This is a genomic window from Silvimonas sp., assembly GCF_031291215.1.
Taxonomy (GTDB): domain Bacteria; phylum Pseudomonadota; class Gammaproteobacteria; order Burkholderiales; family Chitinibacteraceae; genus Silvimonas; species Silvimonas soli.
The window spans coordinates 271163-284833 of sequence record NZ_JARLJK010000054.1 but is presented as its reverse complement, the minus strand read 5'-3'; the positions used below and the strand labels follow the sequence as shown (position 1 = coordinate 284833).

Sequence of the window (13671 nt, the reverse complement as noted above, 5' to 3'; positions counted from 1 at the left end):
ACATTGCTTGTCTGTAGGTTATGTCCCTTGGAGTATCTCTACATAATGCGTATCAAGATTTTATTCGGCCTGATTACCGCCACCGTCATGGCTTTTGCCCACGCCGACGGTATTAGCGATCTCAAGCAATTTCTCGGCAATACCCATTCGCTCAAGGCGCAATTCACCCAAAGCGTAACGGGCAAAGGTAAAGCGCAGGTCAGCAGCGGTGTCGTGGCAATCATGATTCCGGGCAAATTTCGCTGGGAATATCAAAAACCCTATCAACAACTGATTGTGGGCGATGCCAAAGAGGTTTGGCTATATGACCAGGACCTCAAACAAGCAACGTCCAAAAATGTGGCCAATGCGCTGGAAAGCAGCCCGGCGGCTCTGTTGGCTGGGGATGCCGCCTGGGAAAAGAATTACACGCTCAAGGCCCTGCCGGACCAGGATGGTCTTGCCTGGCTTGAAGCAACCCCAAAACGCGATGACAGCAGCTTTGAGCATATCCGTCTGGGCCTGGCCAACGGTCAAATCCAACGGATGGACCTGTTCGACAAGTTCGGTCAAACCACGCAGATCCGCTTTAGCCAGATCATGAGTAATCCCAAGCTGGATACCGGCTTGTTCCACTTCACGCCGCCGAAGGATGTCGATGTCGTTCGCGAATGACCTTTTCGCGCCAGAAAAACCCAACGAGCCACTAGCGGAGCGATTGCGCCCCCGAGTTGTTGCGGAGGTGGTCGGGCAACGCCATTTGCTCGGGCCCGGCAAGCCGCTTGCGCTGGCGATAGCATCCGGGCAAATCCATTCGATGATCCTGTGGGGCCCACCTGGCGTGGGCAAGACCACGCTGGCGCGCCTGCTCGCAGGAACCTTTGATGCCGAGTTCATCCCGCTCTCGGCCGTGTTTTCTGGCGTTAAAGATATTCGCGCCGCCATGGAAGAAGCCGAACGCCATCGCATGCGCGGGCGTTCTACCATCCTGTTTGTCGACGAAGTCCACCGCTTCAATAAATCACAGCAAGATGCCTTTCTGCCCTTTGTAGAGTCCGGCCTGGTCACCTTTATCGGCGCCACCACGGAGAACCCTTCGTTTGAGGTGAACGCCGCACTGCTGTCCCGGGCACAGGTTTACGTGCTCAAAGCGCTCACAGACGACGAACTGGGCGAGTTGGTAGCACGTGCGCTGACCTGCTTCCCCGACCTGCAAGCGACCGACGACGCCATTGCAGTCTGGACAGGTTATGCCGATGGCGACGCCCGCCGCATGCTTAATCTGATTGAGCAAAGTGCTCATGCAGCGCAAGCCAGTCAGATCACCACCATTGATGCCGGCTTTCTGGAAAACGCGTTGTCACTCAACGCCCGCCGTTTTGATAAAGGCGGTGATGCTTTTTACGATCAGATTTCGGCTTTGCACAAATCCGTGCGCGGCTCCAGCCCGGACGGTGCCGTTTACTGGCTCACCCGCATGCTGGATGGTGGCGCCGATCCACGCTATCTGGCACGCCGCATTGTGCGTATGGCTTGGGAAGACATCGGTCTGGCGGACCCGCGCGCAGCACAAATCACGCTGGATGCAGCCGAAACCTATGAACGCCTTGGCAGCCCGGAAGGCGAGCTGGCACTGGCCCAGGCCGTGATTTACCTGGCCATCGCGCCCAAATCCAACGCGGGCTATAACGCCTATAACACTGCTCGCGCGGTCATCAACAAAGACAAATCGCGCCCGGTACCCGAACACTTGCGCAACGCCCCCACCAAGCTCATGAAAGAACTGGGCTACGGCAAGCTGTATCGCTATGCGCACGATGAACCGGAAGCCTATGCGGCGGGCGAAACTTACCTGCCCGAAGGCCTGGAAGAACTGACGTTTTATGAGCCAGTGCCGCGCGGTCTGGAAGCAAAGATCGCGGAGAAACTCAAACACCTGGCTGAACTGGACGCCGCATGGCGCGAGCGAAACGGGTAGAATCACCCACCAATATCGGGCTAGCAGACCAGCAAACACTGGCCTCCCCGGCTTTAGAACCCCTTTAATACCTAACTGATACCGGCCACCATGCTCGACATCAATCTGCTTCGTAACGATCTGGACAACGTTGTCGCCCGCCTGCAAACGCGCGGCTTTGCTTTTGACGCGACCACCTTTTCTGCGCTGGAAGCTGAGCGCAAAACCCTGCAAACCCGCACCCAGGATTTGCAGGCCAAGCGTAATTCCTCTTCCAAAATGATTGGTCAGGCCAAGGCAAAAGGCGAAGATGTTTCGGCGATCATGGCCGAAGTCGCCACGCTGGGCGATGAACTCAAAGCCAATGAAACCGCGCTGGCTGAGCTGCAAAACAAGCTCAACGATCTGCTGCTGGCGGTGCCCAATCTGCCACATGCAGATGTGCCAGTTGGCCGTAGCGAAGAAGACAACGTCGAAGTACGTCGCTGGGGCACGCCGCGCGCCTTTGATTTTGAAGTCAAAGACCATGTGGATGTCGGCACGCCGCTAGGGCTGGATGCCGAGACCGGGGCAAAACTCTCCGGCGCACGTTTTACCGTGCTGCGCAGCCAGATTGCCCGTCTGCATCGCGCTTTGGCGCAATTCATGCTGGATACGCACACCCAGGAACACGGCTACGCCGAAACCTACACCCCATATATCGTCAATCCGGACATTCTGTTTGGTACCGGCCAGTTGCCCAAGTTTGCCGATGACATGTTCCGGGTCGAAAAAGGCGGCGAAGAAAACAAGGTTACCCAGTACCTGATTTCTACCGCCGAAATCACCCTGACCAATACCGTGCGCGACAGCATCCTCAAGCTCGAAGAGTTGCCGGTCAAACTGACTGCACATTCACCGTGTTTCCGTTCGGAAGCTGGCACTTACGGTCGCGACACCCGCGGCATGATCCGCCAGCATCAGTTCGACAAGGTGGAGATGGTGCAGATTGCGCATCCGGACAAGTCATACGAAACGCTGGAAGAAATGGTTGGCCACGCCGAGAAAATCCTGCAAAAGCTGGGCCTGCCCTACCGCGTGGTCTCGCTGTGCACGGGTGACATGGGCTTTGGCGCCACCAAAACTTACGATCTGGAAGTCTGGCTGCCTGCGCAGAACACATATCGCGAAATCTCCAGCTGTTCCAACTGCGAAGCCTTCCAGTCCCGCCGTATGCAGGCGCGTTTCCGTAACGACGCGGGCAAGCCAGAACTGGTGCACACGCTCAATGGCTCCGGCCTGGCAGTCGGCCGTACACTGGTTGCGGTGCTGGAGAACTACCAGAACGCCGATGGCAGCGTGACCGTACCTGCAGCATTGCGCCCATACATGGGTGGAATTGAGACACTAACCGTCTAAATACGGTCATTTATGTTTAAAAAGGCGCCGATTATCTGGCGCCTTTTTTTATTGCCTCATCAAATAACGCAACAAAAACTGTGCCTAATCTGCTGAATTCATCGCCTGCTTTTGTGTCCAAGCACAGTGTGGTCTATATCTTTACTGCACAATAACAAGCTACTTTGGACCCGGGAGGGTTGAATTCATGTCTCATATATCGATGTGGTTTATTGCGGCGCTGGTCTTGGCCGGGCTGGAAATGCTCTCCGGCACGCTCTATATGCTGGCCATCGCCTGCGGGCTGGCAGTCGGTGGTATCTCATCACTGCTGGGGATTTCTGTCCCGGCACAGATCATCATCGCCGCTGCGGCTGCCGTTGTTGCTGTGGGCTTGCTGCACAACTGGAAGGCCCGCAAGCAGATCGGCACGCCAGACACCGTACAGAGCCAGCTTGATCTGGGGCACCGCGTCACCATTGACCAGTGGCTGGATGACCGTCACGCCCGTGTCCGTTACCGTGGTACGACCTGGGATGCCGAGATCGCCGATCTGGGTGTGCCACAGAACGCACCAACCTATTTCATTACCGGCCAACGCGGCAATATTTTGCTGATCGATATCATTCCGCCGGCTAATGCAGAGATTCTCGCGAACTAATTGTCTGAATCAACTACCAAGCATTGCAGCGCGAAAACATAATCCAGCTGCAATGTTGGTCACAAACAGCACAACTGATCTGGTTTTATCGTAATTAAATGGTCTGTTGTTCTGGTTTATTGAAATATCCAGGGGAAAAGTCATGCCGTTTGCAATTGTCTTATTGGTGATCGTTGTCATTTTTATTGCAAAAACGTTCCGCGTGGTACCGCAACAAGAAGCCTGGATTCTCCAGCGACTGGGGCGCTTTCATAGCGTATTGCAGCCTGGTCTGAATTTTGTAGTGCCATTTGTTGATGTGGTCGCTTACAAACATAGCCTTAAAGAAATTCCGCTGGATGTGCCCAGCCAGATTTGTATTACCCGCGACAATACGCAACTCACCGTCGATGGCATTCTCTATTTTCAGGTAATGGACCCAAAACTGGCCTCATATGGCTCGTCCAATTACATTGTGGCGATTACGCAATTGGCGCAAACCACTTTGCGTTCGGTGATCGGCAAACTGGAAATGGATAAGACCTTTGAAGAGCGTGACGATATCAATCGGGCCGTAGTATTGGCGCTGGATGAAGCCGCTACCAGTTGGGGCGTTAAAGTATTGCGTTATGAAATCAAAGACTTGACTCCACCAAAAGAAATTCTGCATGCCATGCAGCAGCAGATTACTGCCGAGCGTGAGAAGCGGGCCTTGATTGCGCAATCCGAAGGTGTGCGTCAGCAACAGATTAACCTGGCAACCGGTGAACGCTCTGCCGCAATCCAGAAATCTGAAGGTGACATGCAGGCCAAGATCAACCAGTCGGAAGGTGAAAAACAAGCGGCCATCAACCGCGCCAAGGGTGATGCCGAAGCGCTGCGTCTGGTCGCTTCGGCTACGGCCGATGCCTTGCGCGCAGTGGGTGAATCGGTAAACGCGCCAGGTGGCCTGGAAGCGGTGAACCTGAAAGTGGCGCAGCAATATATCGACGCCTTTGGCAACATCGCCAAGCAAGGCAACACCATGCTGCTGCCGTCTAATGCGGCGGATATCGCCAGCGTAGTGGCCATGGCAACATCGGTTATCAAGACTGCGCGTTAAGCACGCTGTAGCTACCGACTGGTAGCGACAGAAAAAGGTGGACTTGGCATAGCCGGTCCACCTTTTTTATGCCTCGCTCATTCCCCGTACAACCTTCTTGCCTGGTCATTTCCACGCTGGGCGAGAAACGGCCAGAGACGTTCAGGTGGCAAACTCGGCGGCCCCACTGGATTCCCGCCAAGGGGGCCGCCCAAGTCGGGAATGATGAACTGGCGGTTGTTCGAGAGGCAAAGCCTCAGCGCTTATCCGTCTTCCCTGCCGCCCCGGCAAACTCTGCCAGCCAGTTATCCAGCCGCCGTGGACGCAAGCCGAGGTCCTGGGCCAGTTCTTTGCGGCGAATGGCATTACGCACCATCAGCGAGCCCAGCCAACGCACCGGTTCAGGTGGGAAATGGCCCAATGGCCCGCCAACCAGACCGCTACGCGTCCAGTCGTTGTCCAGCCCGAGTACCAACGATGACAAGATTTGGCCGCCCATATAACTCGGCCCGACGCCGTTCCCCGAATAACCAAAGCCGTAGAAGATACGAGGATGATTGTTGAGGCGGCCGAAAAAGGGCAGCCCGGTTACCGAGCGATCAGAAGCGCCATTCCACGATGCCGCCAATGGCACATCGCGCCATGCCGGAAAAAACGCCCGTAACGCTTCTTGCAACTGGCCTTCATAAGCGCTGGGCTGATCAAACGACGGCAGCATCTGCCCGCCATATGCAAACGTATTGCCGCCCTTGCCCAGCATGATCCGGCCATCCGGCGTGCTGCGGTAGTAATAGACAAAGGTGCGTGAATCCATCACCGCCGTGCCGTGCTCCAGCCCGGTATGTTCCAGCAGGCACTGGCGCGGTTCGGTAATGATCATATCGCTGGACACCACCGCAATGCTGCGCGAGAACTGGCTGAATGAAGTAGCCATCCACGCATTCATCGCCAGCACCACTTGCCCGGCAGCGACACGTCCTTGCGTGGTGAGTACTTGGGGTTGCTCGCTTTCCACCAACTTGCTCATGGGCGTGTTTTCATAAATACGCACACCCATTTGCCGCGCCACGCGGGCCAGGCCACGCACCAGCAAGCCTGGCTGCACACTGCCCGCTGCAGGTGAAAAACAGCCCTCTTCGTGCAAGGCGGAACCGGCGTGGCGCTGGACTTCATCACGGCCCCACGGTGCCCACGAAGAAATGCCGCGCGCCGCCAAGGCCGCCATCACCGGCTGCATCGCCCCCTTTTGCGCCTCATTGGTCGCGGTGTACAGCGTGCCATCCACCCGTACTTGCGCCTCAATGGCATGCTCGCAGCAGAAATTGGCGATCTGATAAACCGCGTCTTCAGAGGCTTTTACCAGACGACAAGCTTCCGTTTCGCCAAACAGTCGCAACAGCGTGAAAAACCGCGTGGACCAGGTCAGCAGGCACCCACCGTTACGGCCCGACGCCCCGGAACCGCACAACCCTTTCTCGACGATCACCACATCCAGGTCCGGCCTGGCTTGCTTGAGCTGGATAGCCGTCCACAGCCCGGTAAAACCACCGCCCACGATACAGACATCAGCGGTGGTTTCGCCTTGCAATGGCCGCGGCTGTGCGGGCTCCTGGGCGAGCGCCTGAGCCAGCCAGAACGGTAAATGCGTAGCTTGTCCAGAGGTTGAAAGTTGCGCTACCGATGGGTGTGCCGCAGCCGTCACGGGCGCTCTCCCCGCGCACGGCGAGCAGCAATGTCTTGCAATACTGGCCACAAATCGGCCACGGTATCGATCACGTAATGCGCGCCACTGGCCTGCAATTTGGCAACCGCTGGCGCTTTGCGGGTCGCCTTTTCTGAGTCCGACAGCGCTTGCCACTCGGCATCGGTCAAACCGACTTCATTGCCACTGGCCGACAACCCCACCGTCCACATCCCGGCGCGCAAACCTTCCACAATGCCAGGCACGGTATCGTCCACTTTCACGCAGGCTGCAACGTTATTCACCGCCAGATCAATCACGCACTGCAACGCCATCCATGGGCCGGGACGGCCACCAGCAGCCAAGTCATCGGCGGCGATGGCGCAGTCGGGCGTGTAGCCGCGCTGCGCCGCGATAGGCAACAAAGCGTCCATCACCTGGCGTGGATAGCCCGAGCATGAACCGACCTTGATACTGTGCTCGCGCAGTTGCCCAACCAGTTCCAGCGCACCCGCAATGGGTTGGGAATAATGGCCGACGCGCGCCAGTTGCAGCGGCATGAAAGCCTGGTAAATGGCATCGACATCGGCATCGCACACTTCACGGCCAAAACGCTCAAACCAGCGACCGGCGATTTTCGGATCGCGGCCAAGCGCCTGGATATGCTGCCATTTGCCCACGCCCATTGGCCCGCGAGCTTCTGCCAGCGTGATCGGAATATTAAAACCGGCCAGCGCCTCAACCAGCACTTGCGTGGGCGCGAAAGAACCGAAATCAACAATGGTGCCAGCCCAGTCAAAGATCACGGCTTCAACGTATTGCTGGATGGATTGCTCAGTAGTCATTGCGGTAAATCCTTGTTTGGTATGTGTTGATCTGGCCGTTCACGCGGCTTAGCCCGGATGGCGCACAGCGGGAAGCGGCGAAATCACCGTGGTCACTGCCGCAGTCGCTGGCGCATTACGCCTTGCGCTCCCGGATTCCCGCCTGTGGCTTCATGCTGGCTACGAGCGGCCTTTGGGCGACAGGCTTACAACCAGCCCAATTGATGCAGCCCTTCACCAATCGCTGCAACCGCCTGGCCGATTTCGGCCTCGTTGATGGCGCCAATGCAGCCAACACGGAAAGTCTCCACTTGCGTCAATTTGCCCGGGTACAGCACAAACCCCTTTTCGCGCACCGCTTCGTACAGCGACTGGAAGTGGTATTCCGGATGATCCGGCGCATGGAAGGTGACAATGATCGGTGCCTGGATTTCCGGGTTGAGGAAGGGCCGCAATTCCAGTCGGCGCAGGCCTTCAACCAGCATGTTGTGATTGGCGGTGTAACGCGCCAGCCGGGCCGGTTGGCCGCCCTCTTCCAGATATTGGTCTAGCGCAGCACGCAGCGCGGCCAGCACGTGCGTGGGCGGAGTGAAGCGCCATTGACCGGTTTTTTGCATGTAAACGTATTGGTCGTGTAGATCCATCGACAGCGAATGGCTGTTGCCACGGCTTTCGACCAGCGCTGATTTGCGGGCGATGACAAACCCCATGCCGGGCACGCCTTCTAGACATTTATTGGCCGAAGCGATCAGCGCATCAAACTCGACCTCGCGCGCGTCGATGGGCAACGCGCCAAAACCAGACATGCTGTCGATAATCAGTTTGCGACCCAGTCGTGCAGTCACGCGGGCCAGTTCGGCCAGCGGGTTGAGAATGCCGGTGCTGGTTTCGCAATGAATGACGCCGACGTGGGTGATAGTCGGGTCTTGCGCCAGCCGGGCCGCCAACGCTTGTGGGTCACTCGGCTGGTCTTCGGCCGATTCAAGAATGGCGACCTGCCGCCCCATGACTTCGACAGCGCGTGCCATGCGTTTGCCGTAGGCGCCATTCACCAGCACCAGCAATTTGCCGTGGCGCGGCAGCAAGGTGCCAATGGCAGCCTCTACGGCAAAGGTGCCGGAACCTTGCAATGGCACGCAGACGTGATCTTCTGCGGCATGAGCGATGTCGAGCAGATCGGCACACACGCTGGCAGTCAGGTCGTTAAACGACCGGTCCCACGAGCCCCAATCGGTGAGCATGGCGGTTTTGGTTTTAAGGCTCGTGGTCAACGGGCCCGGCGTAAGGAGGATGGGTTCACGCATATCGTCAGGTCTCCTGAACGTCTAGATGAATTAAGGAAAATGTGAGTAATGGTGCGCACGAAATGCACACCCTATGCAGGCTAATCACGATGACCACGCCACCTTTGGGTCCGGCGCAAGGCCGACCAGGAAAGCAGGCCGAATACCAGGCAAACGCCCGCAGAGGTCGCGACGATGAGTGTCGCCATGGCAGCGGCGGCGGCGGTATCGCCAGCGTCATCCATGTTCAGCACCGCCACCGAAGACAACACCGTGTCGGGCGTATACAAGAAGATGACGGCAGACACGGTGGTCATCGCCGAGACAAAAAAGTAGCGGGCAATTTCCAGTACGGCGGGCAGGCAGATGGGTAATGTCACCCGGCGCAACGTGGTCCAGAACGGCACTTTGAGTGACGCCGAGACGTGTTCGAATTCGCCGTCCAGTTGTTTAAGCGCGGTAATGGCAGTGAGATGCGCGGTGCTGTAGTAATGCACCACCGTGCACACCACCAGCAGCACCATGCTGCCGTACAGCACGTTGAGCGGATTGCCGGGGGCGTTGAAGAAAAAGATGTAACCCAGACCCAGCACCATGCCAGGCACGGCCATGGGCAACACGGCCAGAAAACCGGTTACGTTGCGGGCCACGGGCGCGGTGCGAATTTTCTCCACCCAATACGCGCCGGTAAATACCGCCACGCCGCCCAGCAAAGCCACACCCAGCGCCAGCTTCAGACTATTGCGATAAGCCAGCCAGCCGCCGCCATCCATATTGTCGAAGTCAAAATGCGCCAGCGTCGGCGCCATGTTGTATGGCCATTGCTTGATGAAAGCAGCGGCGACCGAGGTGCCCAACATGACTACCAGCCACACGCTCACCAACACGCAAAACAGCGTGGCGACGATATCGGGGATGGCACGTCGTTGCGGTTGCAGTGGCTGCGCCCGGGCAGTCAGCAACGCTTTCTGTTTTTTCTGCACAAAGCGGTCGACCAGCCACGACAGCACTGCGGGGAACAACAGCACCAGGCCGTAGACCGAGCCCATGCCGAAATTCTGCTGGCCGATCACCTGCTTGTAGATTTCTACCGCCAGCACGTCGAACTTGCCGCCGACGATCTTGGGCACGCCAAAGTCGGTGATCACCAGCGTAAACACCAGCATCGCCGCGGAGATAAGACCATATCGCACCGAGGGCAGCGTTACGGTAAAGAACTGGCGCACTTTGCCAGCGCCTAGCGACGTTGCCGCCTCATACAGGCGAGCGTCCGCCAACGACAAAGCGGTCAGCAAGATCATCAGGGCATGCGGAAAGGTATAAAACACTTCGCCCAAGACAATGCCCCACGGCCCATAAATGGAGCCATCGCCCAGCCAGGCTTTCAATACGCCTTGATTGCCAAACAGATAAATCAACGAGATGCCCGGCAGCAAGGATGGTGCCAGTAGCGGGATCAGCGCCAGCATGCGAAACATCGGTTTGGCAGGCATGCAGGTGCGCATCATCGCCGCAGCAAAGCAGTAAGCCAGCGGAATGACGATGGCGGTTGTCGCCAGCGAGACGCCCACGCTGTTGTGCAACAGATAGCCAAAACGCGCATCGAACAGACCGGCAAAGTTGGCTAGTCCGACATACTGACCCGATTTGTCCTGTCCGGCTTTACCCAGAATGGCGATTAGCGGCAGCGCCAGAAATACCAGCAAAAAGAGGCATGACAACCACGCCAGTGCGCCAGCAAAACGATCGCTCTTCGCCTGCAACAACGGTCGCGGGCGCAGCGCCACAAGCGGATTCAACGACGCACTCATGCCACCACTCCCGCATTCACTTCGTCGAGGAAAAATCTCAAACCGGCTTGCGGTAGTGTCACTGGCACCATCTGGCCCGATTGCAGATTCAGCGTGGCCAGTTCGGTACGGCTCACATCGGCGATCATGGCCAGATTGCCCATGGCCGGCACCACCAGGCTGACCCGGCAAAAGCCGCCGAGCGATTCCACACCGACCATATGCGCCAGCACCATATTCTGGCCACCCTGCCAACGTGCGTGCAGGGCGACGGCTTCCGGTCGCACAAACAGTTCTATTTCACGACCAAGTGGCAATGGCGGCAAATGCGGTACAGCCAGTTGCGTGTCGCCCACGCGCACCACGCCATGTCCGTCTACCTTGCCACCAAGCCAGTTGGCCCGACCGACAAACTCCGCCACAAACCGGCTTTGCGGCATGGCGTAGATTTCGTCGGGCGTGCCGATTTGCTCGATATGACCCTGGTTCATCACCACAATGCGATCAGCCATGGTCAGTGCTTCTTCCTGATCGTGCGTGACCATGATGGTGGTAATGCCCAGGCGTTGTTGCAAGCTGCGAATTTCGCGGCGCAGATGCTCGCGCACGCGTGCATCCAGTGCAGACAATGGCTCATCCAGCAGCAGCAAACCGGGCGATGTTGCCAGCGCGCGCGCCAAGGCTACGCGCTGTTGCTGACCACCAGAAAGCTGGCCGGGATATTTGCTCTCAATACCGGTCAGGCCAATCAGCGTCAGCAATTCGCTCACGCGGCTTTGTTTGTCCTGGCGACGACCTTTGAGACCGTAGGCGATGTTTTCGGCCACATTGAGATTGGGGAACAGCGCGTACGACTGGAACACAATGCCGTAATTGCGCTTGGCAGCAGGCTGGCGGGTGACATCCACACCCAGCATGTCAATCTGGCCAGCATTGGCGTTTTCCAGCCCGGCAATCATGCGCAGCAAGGTCGTTTTGCCGCAGCCCGAAGGACCCAGCAGGCAAACGAACTCCCCTTTACGCACAGTCAGATTGATATCTGCCAGCGCAATAAAGCTGCCAAATTGTTTATGCAAACCCGTCAGGCGCAAAGCATCGGGCTGGTCGGTGGAAGAAAGGGACGCGTGTGGTGCCAGTTCTGCCGGTTCAATAACCATAGCGCGATTCATGGTGTTTCCTGCGCTGCCCGCGCACGCACCAACAGGCGCGCGCGATCCAGATAATGCGAAAGAGGTTGCGTCACCAAGTCGGGCACTTTGGCCAGATCATCGTAGCGACGCAATGCGATAGCGGCTTCAAGGTAAGGGTTGGCCTCAAAGCGGGTGATTTCCTCGTCACTCATCACGCCACCTTGCAACAGCAAGGATTGGCGCGAGGCTTGCGACAAGGTGTAAAGATATTCGGGTGATGTTGCACAGAGATAACGCTTGGCGGCGACATGCAGCGCAATCGGCGCCAGCACGGTTTCATCAAACAGCGGCTTGAGCGCGGCGACGCCCACGGCTTCGTGGCGGTCATCAATACCGTTGGCAAGGTCATCGTCTTTTTGCTCGGCCACCAGATGGCCGAAGTCATGCAGCAAAGCGGCGATCACCAGCGACTCGGGCGCGCCGTCCTGATCGGCAAAATGGGCACTTTGCAGCGCGTGATCCAGTTGTGACACCGCCTCGCCGCCATATTGGGCGCGACCGTGTTGTTCATACAGCCAGGACAGATCGTCGATGGTGAATTGCATGGTGTGGGTAGCCGTGAGCAAGGCATGAAAAGCCTGGGGGAAGACAGACGTGCGCAGCAAATGGGGCGAGGCGCCAGGTTTCGCACCTCACGCTTCGCCCCTCACACACAATTACTTCGGTTCAGACTTGCTGTCGTAACGTTTGGTCCATTCGGCCAGAATGCGATCACGATTGGATGCGGCCCAACCCAGGTCTTGCTTGATCAGCATTTGTTCGTAGTTGCCAGGAATGAACTCGATCGGCTTGGCGACGCCGGGCATGGCGACCACGGCAAAGTTCTTCTCGAACAGTTCGTTGGCCGAGCGCGATGCGGACCAGTCAGCCAGCTTCTTGGCAGCGTCCAGGTTCTTGGTACCCTTCATGATGCCGGTGGCTTCCAGATCCCAGCCCAGGCCTTCTTTCGGGAACACCAGATCAATCGGCGCGCCGCCCTTCTTCAGGCTGGCAGCACGGTATTCAAACGAGATGCCGATCGGGTATTCACCGGTGGCAGCCTGCTTGCAAGGCTTGGAGCCGGAATGTTCGTACTGGGCGATGTTCTGATGCAGACCATCCATGTATTCCCAGCCGCCCTTCTCGCCAAACATCTTCAGCCAGGCAGAAACATCAAAGTAGCCCGTACCGCTGGATGCCGGGTTCGGCATGACGATCTTGCCTTTGTATTCCGGCTTCAACAGGTCTTTCCAGCTTTCCGGCTTCTTCAGACCTTGCTTGGCGGCTTCAACGGTGTTGAAACAGATGGTGGCGCCCCACACGTCCATACCGGCCCATGCTGGCGGGTTCTTGCTATCCACATACGACTTGGTCAGCTTGTCCACGCCTTTAGGCGCGTACGGCTGCAACATGCCTTCTTTATCCAGGATCAGCAGCGAAGAAGCAGCAACGCCCATCACCACGTCGGCTTGTGGATTGTTCTTTTCAGCCAGCAGTTTGGCGGTAATCACGCCGGTGGAGTCGCGCACCCACTTGATATGTACACCTGGGTTTTCTTGTTCGAACTTGTCTTGATACGCCTTGACCTGGTCGGCTTCGAGCGCGGTGTAGACGGTCAGTGTGGTGTCGGCATAAGCGGCAGCACCGCACAGGGCGATCAGGCCGGCAAGCACGCGAGGCAGGGTTTTCATTTCCAGAATCCTTGTTGAATCCTTGTTGGGTTTCGCAAGAACTGCCGACACAGTCGTTTTTATCGGCAGCTCCAATGGATGGGTCTGTAGATCAGACGCTGCGGATTCTGGGCTGGCTGTGTTACAAGGTTGTGACGTCTAGACGAATTTGCGATGACGTTAGACGTTTGGGACGCCCGCTAATGAAGATGTATCGGGG

The 13671-nt window shown here is 57.5% G+C and carries 12 protein-coding genes; 5 read left to right on the top strand and 7 right to left on the bottom strand.

The window, feature by feature from the left end; all coding sequences use genetic code 11:
• Positions 1–45 precede the first annotated feature (45 nt).
• The 5 genes from lolA to P4L78_RS02850 all read left to right on the top strand — a co-directional run bounded on the left by lolA (position 46) and on the right by P4L78_RS02850 (position 5055).
• A complete protein-coding gene (gene lolA / locus P4L78_RS02870; protein WP_309326886.1) occupies positions 46–654 on the top strand; it encodes an outer membrane lipoprotein chaperone LolA in 609 nt (202 codons plus the stop codon).
• Positions 638–1957, top strand: coding sequence for a replication-associated recombination protein A (locus P4L78_RS02865; RefSeq protein WP_309326885.1), 1320 nt, complete (start codon positions 638–640; stop codon positions 1955–1957). Before lolA ends, P4L78_RS02865 begins: the two co-directional genes overlap by 17 nt.
• A gap of 90 nt (positions 1958–2047) precedes the next feature.
• Positions 2048–3334 carry a serine--tRNA ligase gene (gene serS, locus P4L78_RS02860; protein WP_283148664.1) on the top strand — a complete coding sequence of 429 codons (1287 nt, stop codon included), beginning with the start codon at positions 2048–2050 and terminating at the stop codon, positions 3332–3334.
• A gap of 187 nt (positions 3335–3521) precedes the next feature.
• Complete coding sequence (locus tag P4L78_RS02855) at positions 3522–3974, top strand: NfeD family protein (RefSeq protein WP_283148663.1); 453 nt, start codon at positions 3522–3524, stop codon at positions 3972–3974.
• Positions 3975–4116: 142 nt separating this feature from the next.
• The gene (locus P4L78_RS02850; protein WP_283148662.1) at positions 4117–5055 is read left to right on the top strand and encodes an SPFH domain-containing protein; all 939 of its coding nucleotides are present in this window, start codon (positions 4117–4119) and stop codon (positions 5053–5055) included.
• Positions 5056–5290: 235 nt separating this feature from the next.
• On the opposite strand, the gene P4L78_RS02845 is transcribed toward P4L78_RS02850, so the two are convergent.
• The 7 genes from P4L78_RS02845 to P4L78_RS02815 all read right to left on the bottom strand — a co-directional run bounded on the left by P4L78_RS02845 (position 5291) and on the right by P4L78_RS02815 (position 13472).
• Positions 5291–6736 carry an FAD-dependent oxidoreductase gene (locus tag P4L78_RS02845; protein WP_309326884.1) on the bottom strand — a complete coding sequence of 482 codons (1446 nt, stop codon included), beginning with the start codon at positions 6734–6736 and terminating at the stop codon, positions 5291–5293.
• Positions 6733–7560: a phosphonoacetaldehyde hydrolase gene (gene phnX, locus P4L78_RS02840; RefSeq protein WP_283148660.1), complete on the bottom strand. Its 828-nt coding sequence runs from the start codon at positions 7558–7560 to the stop codon at positions 6733–6735. The genes P4L78_RS02845 and phnX overlap by 4 nt, the downstream gene beginning before the upstream one ends.
• A 185-nt stretch (positions 7561–7745) precedes the next feature.
• Positions 7746–8843 carry a 2-aminoethylphosphonate--pyruvate transaminase gene (locus P4L78_RS02835; protein ID WP_309326883.1) on the bottom strand — a complete coding sequence of 366 codons (1098 nt, stop codon included), beginning with the start codon at positions 8841–8843 and terminating at the stop codon, positions 7746–7748.
• An 80-nt stretch (positions 8844–8923) separates the two neighbouring features.
• Complete coding sequence (locus P4L78_RS02830) at positions 8924–10633, bottom strand: putative 2-aminoethylphosphonate ABC transporter permease subunit (protein ID WP_309326882.1); 1710 nt, start codon at positions 10631–10633, stop codon at positions 8924–8926.
• Entirely contained in the window at positions 10630–11781 is a 1152-nt protein-coding gene (locus tag P4L78_RS02825) for a putative 2-aminoethylphosphonate ABC transporter ATP-binding protein (protein ID WP_283148657.1), read from the bottom strand. Before P4L78_RS02825 ends, P4L78_RS02830 begins: the two co-directional genes overlap by 4 nt.
• A complete protein-coding gene (locus tag P4L78_RS02820) occupies positions 11778–12347 on the bottom strand; it encodes a phosphonate degradation HD-domain oxygenase (RefSeq protein ID WP_283148656.1) in 570 nt (189 codons plus the stop codon). The genes P4L78_RS02825 and P4L78_RS02820 overlap by 4 nt, the downstream gene beginning before the upstream one ends.
• Before the next feature lie 111 nt (positions 12348–12458).
• Positions 12459–13472: a putative 2-aminoethylphosphonate ABC transporter substrate-binding protein gene (locus P4L78_RS02815; RefSeq protein WP_283148655.1), complete on the bottom strand. Its 1014-nt coding sequence runs from the start codon at positions 13470–13472 to the stop codon at positions 12459–12461.
• Positions 13473–13671 lie beyond the last annotated feature (199 nt).

Excerpts from the sequence above, each read along its gene's own strand:
- lolA (WP_309326886.1), top strand. The coding sequence starts at position 46 with ATGCGTATCAAGATTTTATTCGGCCTGATTACCGCCACCGTCATGGCT.
- P4L78_RS02865 (WP_309326885.1), top strand. The coding sequence starts at position 638 with ATGTCGTTCGCGAATGACCTTTTCGCGCCAGAAAAACCCAACGAGCCA.
- serS (WP_283148664.1), top strand. The coding sequence starts at position 2,048 with ATGCTCGACATCAATCTGCTTCGTAACGATCTGGACAACGTTGTCGCC.
- P4L78_RS02855 (WP_283148663.1), top strand. The coding sequence starts at position 3,522 with ATGTCTCATATATCGATGTGGTTTATTGCGGCGCTGGTCTTGGCCGGG.
- P4L78_RS02850 (WP_283148662.1), top strand. The coding sequence starts at position 4,117 with ATGCCGTTTGCAATTGTCTTATTGGTGATCGTTGTCATTTTTATTGCA.
- phnX (WP_283148660.1), bottom strand. The coding sequence starts at position 7,560 with ATGACTACTGAGCAATCCATCCAGCAATACGTTGAAGCCGTGATCTTT.
- P4L78_RS02835 (WP_309326883.1), bottom strand. The coding sequence starts at position 8,843 with ATGCGTGAACCCATCCTCCTTACGCCGGGCCCGTTGACCACGAGCCTT.
- P4L78_RS02830 (WP_309326882.1), bottom strand. The coding sequence starts at position 10,633 with ATGAGTGCGTCGTTGAATCCGCTTGTGGCGCTGCGCCCGCGACCGTTG.
- P4L78_RS02825 (WP_283148657.1), bottom strand. The coding sequence starts at position 11,781 with ATGAATCGCGCTATGGTTATTGAACCGGCAGAACTGGCACCACACGCG.
- P4L78_RS02820 (WP_283148656.1), bottom strand. The coding sequence starts at position 12,347 with ATGCAATTCACCATCGACGATCTGTCCTGGCTGTATGAACAACACGGT.
- P4L78_RS02815 (WP_283148655.1), bottom strand. The coding sequence starts at position 13,472 with ATGAAAACCCTGCCTCGCGTGCTTGCCGGCCTGATCGCCCTGTGCGGT.